Annotated in this window: 7 protein-coding genes and 1 tRNA gene; 7 read left to right on the top strand and 1 reads right to left on the bottom strand. The window is 36.1% G+C overall.

Annotated features, from left to right (window positions below; genetic code table 11):
- The first annotated feature begins 231 nt into the window (after nt 1-231).
- From dnaE to OZD67_RS04400, 6 genes are all read left to right on the top strand, one after another.
- On the top strand, nt 232-3,561 hold the full coding sequence (gene dnaE / locus OZD67_RS04425; RefSeq protein WP_182183769.1) for a DNA polymerase III subunit alpha: 3,330 nt from the start codon (nt 232-234) through the stop codon (nt 3,559-3,561).
- 48 nt (nt 3,562-3,609) lie between these two features.
- Nucleotides 3,610-4,392: a 30S ribosomal protein S6 gene (gene rpsF, locus OZD67_RS04420; protein ID WP_064125329.1), complete on the top strand. Its 783-nt coding sequence runs from the start codon at nt 3,610-3,612 to the stop codon at nt 4,390-4,392.
- Nucleotides 4,392-4,667: a 30S ribosomal protein S18 gene (gene rpsR, locus OZD67_RS04415; RefSeq protein ID WP_064125330.1), complete on the top strand. Its 276-nt coding sequence runs from the start codon at nt 4,392-4,394 to the stop codon at nt 4,665-4,667. The genes rpsF and rpsR overlap by 1 nt, the downstream gene beginning before the upstream one ends.
- Before the next feature lie 7 nt (nt 4,668-4,674).
- A complete protein-coding gene (rplI, locus tag OZD67_RS04410; RefSeq protein ID WP_182183771.1) occupies nt 4,675-5,220 on the top strand; it encodes a 50S ribosomal protein L9 in 546 nt (181 codons plus the stop codon).
- 113 nt (nt 5,221-5,333) lie between these two features.
- Nucleotides 5,334-6,626: an adenylosuccinate lyase gene (gene purB / locus OZD67_RS04405; protein ID WP_182183773.1), complete on the top strand. Its 1,293-nt coding sequence runs from the start codon at nt 5,334-5,336 to the stop codon at nt 6,624-6,626.
- A tRNA-Met gene (locus OZD67_RS04400) sits at nt 6,626-6,698 on the top strand. Before purB ends, OZD67_RS04400 begins: the two co-directional genes overlap by 1 nt.
- Before the next feature lie 190 nt (nt 6,699-6,888).
- Here the strand turns inward: OZD67_RS04400 and OZD67_RS04395 are convergent.
- Nucleotides 6,889-8,226: an iron-containing alcohol dehydrogenase gene (locus OZD67_RS04395; protein ID WP_182183775.1), complete on the bottom strand. Its 1,338-nt coding sequence runs from the start codon at nt 8,224-8,226 to the stop codon at nt 6,889-6,891.
- Between the two features lie 42 nt (nt 8,227-8,268).
- Here OZD67_RS04395 and dapE point away from each other — a divergent pair, with 42 nt between their 5' ends.
- The gene (dapE, locus tag OZD67_RS04390; protein WP_182183777.1) at nt 8,269-9,465 is read left to right on the top strand and encodes a succinyl-diaminopimelate desuccinylase; all 1,197 of its coding nucleotides are present in this window, start codon (nt 8,269-8,271) and stop codon (nt 9,463-9,465) included.
- The last annotated feature ends 693 nt before the right edge of the window (nt 9,466-10,158 follow it).

Raw genomic sequence — 10,158 nt, 5'->3', positions numbered from 1 at the left:
AAAAAATTAAAAATAAGACGCCAACTACGTTGTTTTCTTGCTGTTTAATCTGCACAGATGAAGATAACTGAATACCTTCACTACCATGATAAGGGGGCTGGTGAGGCTTGTCAAGTAAGTTTTTTGTATCTTAACCTTAGATTTGAGAAATCTTATAGGCTTTTGTTCTCATGAAAATTATGTTCTATGAGTAAATTAATGTTATCCTTTTTTGTTGATCTAAAGTTTTTTATGTTCATACACTTACGTGTTCATAGTGTTTATTCGCTGCTTGAAAGCTCGGTTAAAATTGAGGAGCTGATTAGCTTTTGTTTGCAGAACAAAATGCCAGCGGTTGCAATTACTGATTCAGGCAACTTGTTTGGCTCGCTCGAATTTTCAGAATATGCAGCAAGTAGGGGAATACAGCTAATAATAGGATGCAATATTATAGTTAAACATTCAGAACAAAATTTACCTATATTATTGCTTGCAAAAAATGAGCAAGGGTATACTAATTTAGTCACTTTGGTGAGTGAGTCTTTTAAAAAGCGCAAGAATAACAGCGATATTCCCTACGTTGATTTTGATGAGCTATTGAGTTCAAGTACGGGTCTGATCACTTTAACCGGTGGATGTTTGGCTCAACTATTGTTGGGGCAGGATAAAGAAACGGTTGAAAAACTGCTTTCAGCATTCGATGGTCATTTATATGTTGAATTGCAGCGTCATGGGCTGAGCAAGGAGCTAGAGCTTGAAGAAGCTTTGATAGACTTTGCTTATCAGCGCAATATACCACTAGTTGCAACAAATGATGTGTTTTTTCCAAATAGGTCTGACTATGAGGCTTATGATATATTAACGTGCATATCGGAGGGGAGTTATGCCCTGGAGAATAACAGAAAGAAGTTAACTACTGAGCATTACTTCAAATCTGTGGCAGAAATGGAGGAACTGTTCAGCGACATTCCCGAAGCAATTCATAACACTTTAGTGATAGCTAAGCGGTGCTCTTACATGCCAAGAAGCAGGCAGCCTATCTTGCCTAAATTTCCTTGTCGAGAAAATAAAACTGAGAATGAAGAACTGAGGGAGCAGGCAGTTGCAGGATTAGAATTCCGCATTGCGAATGAGACAGATATAGACCTTAAACAATACTACGATCGGCTGAATTACGAACTAAGCGTAATAACTTCGATGAACTACGCTGGCTACTTTTTGATAGTTTCTGATTTCATTCGTTGGAGCAAAGCAAATGGCATTCCAGTTGGGCCGGGAAGAGGTTCAGGAGCTGGATCAATTGTTGCTTGGGGCTTACAGATTACAGACCTTGACCCAATAAAGTTTGGCCTAATATTTGAAAGATTTTTGAATCCGGATCGTGTATCGATGCCTGACTTTGATATCGATTTCTGCCAAGAGAAAAGGGACCTGGTTATTGATTATGTTCAGAAAAAGTACGGTTATGTTGCTCAAATAATCACTTTTGGAAAATTGCAAGCAAGGGCAGTATTGCGTGATGTTGGTAGAGTATTGCAAATGCCTTACTCTCAAGTGGATAAAATATCTAAAATGGTTCCATTTAATCCAGTAAATCCTGTAACTTTATCGCAAGCGATAGAGCTTGATCAAAACCTGCAGAAAGAACGAGATAGTGATGAGGTAATTGCAAAGCTTCTTGATATATCACTAAAGCTCGAAGGAATATATCGTCACGTTTCAACTCATGCTGCTGGAATTGTAATATGTGATCAAAAATTAGAAAATTTTGTTCCCATCTATTATGATCCAAATTCGGCTCTGCCAATCACTCAATACAGCATGAAATATGTGGAGAAAGCTGGGTTAATAAAATTTGATTTTCTTGGCCTTGGCACCTTAACACTGATAGATCATGTATGTCGTTTAATTAATCGTGATGAAAAAAAGATCGATATTTCTTCAGTTCCTTTGAATGATCAAAAAACCTATGAGATGCTCTCTAGCGGTGATTCAATTGGAGTGTTCCAGCTTGAAAGTTCGGGAATGAGAGAAGCTTTAATCAAATTAAAGCCAGATTGCATTGAAGATATTATCGCTTTAATTTCCCTTTATCGTCCAGGACCTATGGATAACATTCCAACTTATATTGCAAGAAAGCATGGCCTTGAAAAGCCAGATTATATTCATCCGTTACTCGAAGGAGTGTTAAAAGAAACATTTGGGGTAATAATCTACCAGGAGCAGGTAATGGAAATAGCCCGTATTCTTTCTGGATATAGTCTTGCAGAAGCAGATTTGCTGAGACGCGCCATGGGTAAGAAAATTAAGGAAGAGATGGATAAACAACGTGCACTTTTCATCCAAGGGGCAACGAAGAATGGCGTTGATTATGACAGGGCAAGTTATATCTTTGACCTTGTTGCAAAATTTGCTGGTTATGGATTTAATAAATCTCACGCAGCTGCATATGCGGTTATATCTTATCAAACGGCTTACCTTAAAGCTAATTATCCATTAGAATTTTTTACAGCACTAATGAATCTAAATATTGATGATAGAGATAAACTGAATTTATTTTATCATGCAGCAAAGTTCAGTGGCGTTACCGTTCTTCCACCTGATATAAACAAGTCTCAAGCTGAATTCTCAATAGAGGGTGAGTGCATACGTTATGGTATTGCTGCCTTGAGGAATGTTGGTTTTTCTATAGCAGAAGGAATAGTGAACACACGTTCAAGCGCTTATAAGGACATATGGGAATTCATTCAAAATTCAGGTCATATAATAAATAAGAGAGCGCTAGAAAGCCTAATTAAATCCGGGGCATTCGATAGCGTGCATAAGAACAGAAAGCAGCTATATGAGTCAATGGACATGCTGATTTACTTTGCAAATAAAAACAAACAGGATAGGGAATCAAGTCAAGCTGCTTTGTTTGGTAGTCTTGATGTCCTCAAACCGAAATTTGAGAATGTGGAAGATTTTGATGAAGAGGAAAAATTAGAGCATGAGTTATTTTCACTAGGATTTTATTTAACTAATCATCCACTTGAAAAATTTGGAATTCTTCTGGAAAAGTTAAATATTGGGTTTATCGGAGAAAATAGAACAGCAAAAACTGCTGGGGTAATATTAAATGCACGTATGAGAACCTCAGAGCGTGGAAGGTTTGTTATACTCACACTTTCTGATCCCCATAACGTTTCTGAAATAGCATTTTATAATAATGAAATAATAGAAGAAAAAAGAGATTTATTTTCACCAGGAACATTTGTGATAATTGATCTTGAAGCTTCGGAAAATACAACAAGATTAGCAGGCAAGGATATATCTGAGTTTACAAAAAGAATCGCTTCTACAATAAAGGAATTAGTTCTCACCACTGAGTGCACGGATTCGCAAAAAGCCGCTATGGAATTAAACACAATATTGAAAGATGAAGGCAGAACCAAAATAATGCTAAAACTTCTTCTTGAAAAACATAAAGTGAGCATCTTATTACCAGGTGCATACTCAATTGCTCCTCAAGTTATTTATGAAATATCTAACTTAAGCTGGATTAAAGGCGTAGAAATTAATACAAATAACTTGCTTATATAAAAAAGCTTTATATAATGAAATATTTAATCGGTATTAAAGGAAGATATAGTGAATCTTTATGAATTTACTTTTATAGCACAACAAGGATTGTTACAGCAAGAAGTAGAGGAGATGGTACAAGAGCTAGCTGTTTCATTGAAAAATATTAAAGCAGATGTTATTTTCCAGAAGATCAAGAGTCTTATGGAAAGGCAAAATAGTACGCTTACAAAACAAGAGTTAGAAACGCGTGCTGAAAACATTAAAGAAGGTCTAGTTGCTTACTCTGATTTCTTGGAAGATCTTACAAAAATTTTATGGGTTGAATTGGAAGAAGATCTTTCAAATTTGAAAGAAGTGAAGTCAAAAATCGATAAAGAGTTGAAAGATGACCTAAAAGATTTAGGAATAACGCAAGATTTTATAAAATTTCTAGGAGGCAGTGAGCAAATTACTAAAAGTGCGTTTATCCATAATGCAGTAAATGCTTTGAAGAGAAATATTTCAGAACATCTAATAAAGATTTTTCAAGATATTTTGAAAGATTTTAGAATAAACGGTCCAACTCAATCGAGCAAAGCATTGGAGATGCTTTTGGAAAACATTGAAGCATCGGGATTAATCAAGTATGAACATTGGGGTCTTTTGGATTTTGCATATCCAATAAATAAGATGAAGAGCGGTCATTATTGTATAATGTGCATAAGTTCTACTGCAAGCATTCTGGATGAATTTGTGCGTAGAATGAAACTTAATGAGAACATTATTCGCCACTTGTCTGTGCAGGTTGATAAATTTTTTGAAGGTAAATCTTATATGATGAATAAACAAATTGAGGAGCAAAGCGCATAATGATGAAAAGACGAAATAGTTTTAATAATTCTTACGTATCTGTAAATAATAGGACTGGCTTTAGGCGTTCTAAAGTTTGCCCTCTTGCTACGTCTAAAGATGAAGACATAGATTATAAGAATACAGATTTATTATCCAAGTTTACCTCTGACTATGGTAGGATATTACCTAGAAGATTAACAGGCGTATGTGCAAAAAAACAAAGGAAGTTACGCTTAGCGATCATAAGGGCACGTTTTTTAGCTCTTGTTCCTTACTGTACTAAAAAAGTTTAGGTAATTTATGTTGATAATTTTAAAGCAAAATATAAGGACTTTAGGTAAGCTTGGTGAAGTTGTCAAAGTTAAACCAGGTTATGCACGTAATTTTCTTTTTCCACAAAGAAAAGCGGTGAAGGCTACCAAGGAGAATTTAGCAAAACTAGAAGAACAACGTTTATTGCTGGAGGAAGAGAATACAAAAAGATTAAATGTAGCAAAAGAGCTTGCATTGTCACTACATGATAAGTTTGTGGTATTGATAAAGCAAGCTTCAGAGGATGGTAAAATTTTTGGTTCTGTAACAACACGTGAAATTGCGAAGGTTTTACTACAAGAAGGACATGCGATAGATCACCGTAGTTTATCTTTTGGTGGAATAAGCATCAAAAACTTGGGTGAATACCAAGTAAACGTAGAATTACATAGTGAAGTAGTAGTACCAATTACTATATACGTCGTGAAATCCGAAACAGATGCAAATGAGCTAAGGCAAGTAAAATTGCAAAATCAGAAGTCTGAGCAACAAGAAGGTGAAGAAGTGGAGCAAGAAGATGCAAATAACAAATAAGCAGTGAATAAAATATATCAACTATTCCTGTCATTCCAGTGCCTTTTTTTTCTGTCATCCCAGTGCGTGACACTGGGATCTAGCATGTTCAAAGATAAGACGGGGGTCATTTAATGATCCCGCGCTATAGCCAAAAAGAAATGTCTTCCATTTGGGAGGAAAATAATAAATTTAATATATGGCTTAAAATAGAAAAACTAGCGTGTGAAGCTCAAGCAGAGTTAGGAGTGATTCCAAATAGTGTTGCTCAGAAGCTCTCTGGTGCTATTGAATTTGATATTGAACGTATCAACGAAATTGAATCCATTGTAAAACATGATGTTATAGCTTTTTTAACATATGTTGCTGAAGAAGCGGGAATTGATGTTCGTTATCTCCACTATGGAATGACAAGTTCTGATGTTTTGGATACATGCCTTGCGGTGCAGTTGAAAGAGTCATGTGATATTTTACTCGGGAATCTAGAAAATTTACTTGCAGTATTAAAAAAAAAAGCTGAGGACTATAAAGATATTGTTTGTGTTGGGCGCAGTCATGGAATGCATGCAGAACCAACAACTCTTGGATTAAAATTTGCTAGATTTTATGCTGAATTTAAACGCAATTATCAGAGATTAATTAGCACGCAAAAAGAGATCTCAATTTGTAAAATATCAGGTGCAGTAGGTAATTTTGCAAATGTTGATCCGTTTGTTGAAGAGTATGTAGCGAAAGAAATGGGACTCATACCTGAAACCATATCATCTCAAGTCATTCCTCGTGATAGACATGCCATGTTCTTTTCGGTTTTGGGAGTGATTGCAAGCTCAATAGAAAATATTGCAATTGAAATTCGTCATTTGCAAAGAACTGAAATCGGCGAAATTTCTGAGCATTTTTCCATTGGGCAAAAGGGAAGCTCTGCTATGCCACACAAATGCAATCCTATTTTAAGTGAAAATCTGACTGGACTCTCACGTTTAATACGCAGTTATGTTTTTCCTGCGTTAGAAAATGTTGCATTGTGGCACGAACGTGATATATCACACTCGTCTGTGGAAAGATGCATTGCTCCTGATGCTTGTATAACAATGGATTTTGCTTTAGTGCGATTAACAGATTTGATAGATAAATTGGTAATCAATAAGGAAAACATTGAAAAGAACTTAAATTCTTCAAAAGGTTTAGTTTTCTCACAGCGTGTATTGCTTGAGTTAGTAAATAGTGGTTTGGCGAGGGAAGAAGCGTATAAAATTGTTCAGAGCAATGCAATGAAAGTGAAACAAAACAACAGTGATTTTCTGGCCGAATTGAAACAAGATAAACCTTTACTTAAGGTTATTAACTCAGAAAAACTTGAATCTTTGTTTGATTTGAAATATTATACAAAGCATGTAGGTCACATATATAGCAAGGTTTTCAATTAGGCTGAGTAGCTCAGTTGGTAGAGCAGGAGGATCATAATCTCTTGGTCGGGGGTTCAAGTCCCTCCTCAGCCACTCGAACTAAACTATGTTTAGCAAGATAGTGCTATTGGTGAAGTAGTGCGACCCAGTGTCAGCTACTTGGAATGGTTAAGTTGTATATCCACTTAGGTGTACAGTTTAGAGGACAATAGATAAGAGATTGTGAAAAGGGTTTAGCTTTTGGCCTATGATCTCTTTAAATGACAGAATTTCACTACAAAACCTAACTTTCTTCTATGCAATTAGCTAGGTCAAGAAAGGTGAATCTATCTCTTGTTGCAAACGCAAGATCGACCACTTTACAATATTGTTCTTTATTCCAACTGAGGTGCTCTGGTAAGTGCGGAATTGATAGATCTTCAAATACTTTTTGCAGGTATTTTGCAGGTAGTAAATTTTGCTTAATTAAATTGGAAATATTAGTCCATTCTTTACAAATAATCTCTTGGATTTTTTGCTGCATAATTTGCTTCTGTTCAAAAGTTCTTACAAATTCGATATTATCAAAGCACTGAGTTATATGTTTTACATCTAAAGTGGTCGGGTTGATAATCGGGTTTTGTATTGATAATATCTTTTCCTGCAAATTAGCCATGGTAATCGTCGTAACAGCAATTTTTTCGCCATGTAGTGAGGAATGATCTCTTGTTACCATTTCCATTGCGTGAGTTATCATATGCTCTCCTTGGCTTGCAGAATAGCTGCCCTTTGATATTACCATTCCAAGTCCTGAAATTAGTAGAACTTCCATAAGTAATAGGACCTCTTTTCTACTTCTTTTAGTAAGCGCCGTATACTCTCTTAGCAAAATTTGCTCCAAATCGCGAACAAGTGTAAAAGGTAATTCATTGTATTCTGTGCCAAGCAACAAATGAGATAGTAGCCAGTCAGCCTGAACTGTCGAACGGCAAATGAAATCTGCAAATCCGCTTAATGTGAGGCGCAGTGGTGCATTGGTAAGTATGTCTATATCTATATATATCGCTCTTGGAAGATGTGCTTTGAACGATTTTTTGTATCCATTTACTAATATTGAAGCATTTGCGGATGTATATCCATTCATGGAAGCGGCTGTTGGGAACGATATATAATCTTTTTTCTCGAGGTAGCTTGCATATTTGCAGATGTCGTTAACGGTGCCGCTACCAAATGCAACTATTAAGTCACTGTCTTTTGCTTTGTTTCTAACTAGATTTACGGTTTCAAAAGAGGCAAGTGAAAGATTAGTACCCATGGTTGATGTCATTCCAGCGCGTGACGCTGATTTTTTTTCCTGGATCCCAGTCTCGGAGGACTGAGATGATAAAATGTAGGGAGCATCCGAAATGATATGAGGTTTTGCAAGAGGCATAATGGTATTGCTCGGAATAATTAAGTGAGAAATTTTATTAAATACGTTTTTGTTTAAAAGTTTTGCTGTATTTTCATCTGCAACTAGAAAGATGTCATTTCCGTGTCGTGTGCATATTTTATAGATATCATCAGCAAGGTGGTAATCTGTTACTACTTCCCTTAGAAAAGTTTGTTTGGCTTGATGTAATATTTGTTTTAAATAGTGCATAGAGTGTTTACAATATAGCAATATAAGTATTTTAAGATTGACATGAAGATTGACCCTGTAGAGCTAACTAAGAAATTGATCTCTTTTGAGAGTATAACACCAAGGGACGGCGGAGCAATAGAGCATATAGCAACAATCTTCAAGAAAGGTGGCTTTGACTGTGAGATTTTAGAATTTGGTGATAAAGTTAAAAATCTTTATGCGAAATATATAAACGGAGTACCAAATTTGTGCTTTGCTGGGCATGTTGATGTTGTACCACCGGGTCAGTTAAAAGATTGGGCATTTGGTCCATTTAATCCAGAAGTTAGAGATGGAATGCTATATGGAAGAGGAGCAGCTGATATGAAAAGCGGAATAGCTGCATTTATTGCTGCTATGGCAAATTTAATTGCAGAAAAGTTTCAATTTAATGGTTCGATAAGTGCATTGATTACCAGTGCTGAAGAAAGCACGGAAGAATATGGAACAAAAGCAGTTTTGGAATGGATGAAAAGTAAGCAAAAAAAGATAGATTTTTGTGTAGTTGCCGAACCAACCAGTAGTGAGAAATTAGGTGATACCATAAAAATAGGCAGAAGAGGTTCTGTAACATTTGAATTAATTTGCCATGGAAAACAAGGACACGTTGCCTACCCAGACCTAGCAGATAATCCAATATATAAGGTAATATCGATATTGAGTAAGGTAAAAGATACTACTTTTGATCATGGTAATAAATATTTTCAGCCTTCACATTGCGAAGTTACTACTATCGATGTTGGAAATAATACTAGCAATCTAATACCTAGTTCAGCAACTACACGTTTTAACATTCGATATAACGATACACAAACACCTGACGGCTTATATAAGCTGATTGATGAAATATGCTCCAGTGTAACTAACGATTATAAACTTTCTATGCATAGCAGCAGGGACGTCTTCCTCTCTACTCCTGATAGAAATACTGATATTATGCTTGATGCGATAAATAAAGTTACCAGTATTGATGCTGTGCTGAGCACAAGTGGTGGCACATCTGACGCTGCGTTTATCAAAGATGTTTGTCCAGTGATTGAATTTGGTATAATCAACAAAACCGCACATCAGATAAATGAAAGCGTATTAGTAAATGATATACACAAATTAACAGCTATATATAAGGAATTCATAGAAAATTATTTCAATCCCACTAATAAAATATTGAATCAGGTCAACGTAGTTAGTAATATACCTAGTGGTCCATTGTTAGCTTAAATGTAATCAGATCTCTTACATAACTGTTGTTTGAGTAACAACTGCCAGCGTGTGACGCAAAAACCATGGGAGCTGCAAAAACTACTTGACAAACTCCGCCAGCCCCCTTATCATGAAGCTGAAGCTATTTATTTATCTTCTCTGTACAGATTAAATGACAAAAAAAACTCAACGTATCTGGCGTCTCATGTTTAATTTTTTGCACTATGTGCACCTTATGTCTTTATAAAACTTCTAGGTTTCTACCTATACAAGCCGAAACGCGCTTGTAAAGCATTTAAGACAGTAAAAGACGTCAAATAGACAAGGGAGAATTTGAATACTAGCCACTCTGGGGTTTCTTTGCCTTTTTTTCCGCTCAGTAAATTTCTTAACGTTTATAATTTAGGTTAGTTGCATTTAAAAACGGCTGAATCGTAGCGTTTAGAATAAAAAACGCCAATATTTTGAAGTACATATAAATAACTAGTCACCAACGGGGCTTCTTTTGCCTTTTTTTTTATTTGGTAAATTTCTTAATATTTATGGCTAAACGACAACCGTCATCCCGCTACTTGTTAGCGGCTGAGATACCGCGGCGGTATGACGGTTCGTGGCGGGATGACGGTCTGCAGCAGTATGACGGTTCGCGGTGGTATAGTAATTCGTCATCCCGCTGCTTGTTAGCGGGATCTAGAGATACCGTGGCGGGAT

It is taken from the genome of Wolbachia endosymbiont of Drosophila nikananu (genome assembly GCF_028981865.1).
Taxonomy (GTDB): Bacteria; Pseudomonadota; Alphaproteobacteria; order Rickettsiales; family Anaplasmataceae; genus Wolbachia; species Wolbachia pipientis_B.
Note: the sequence above shows the minus strand (reverse complement) of the source record. Positions and strands in the feature narration are given on the sequence as shown.

Bases quoted from the DNA above. Each gene is read 5' to 3' on its own strand.
- dnaE (WP_182183769.1), top strand. From the start codon at position 232: ATGTTCATACACTTACGTGTTCATAGTGTTTATTCGCTGCTTGAAAGC.
- rpsR (WP_064125330.1), top strand. From the start codon at position 4,392: ATGATGAAAAGACGAAATAGTTTTAATAATTCTTACGTATCTGTAAAT.
- rplI (WP_182183771.1), top strand. From the start codon at position 4,675: ATGTTGATAATTTTAAAGCAAAATATAAGGACTTTAGGTAAGCTTGGT.
- purB (WP_182183773.1), top strand. From the start codon at position 5,334: ATGATCCCGCGCTATAGCCAAAAAGAAATGTCTTCCATTTGGGAGGAA.
- OZD67_RS04395 (WP_182183775.1), bottom strand. From the start codon at position 8,226: ATGCACTATTTAAAACAAATATTACATCAAGCCAAACAAACTTTTCTA.
- dapE (WP_182183777.1), top strand. From the start codon at position 8,269: ATGAAGATTGACCCTGTAGAGCTAACTAAGAAATTGATCTCTTTTGAG.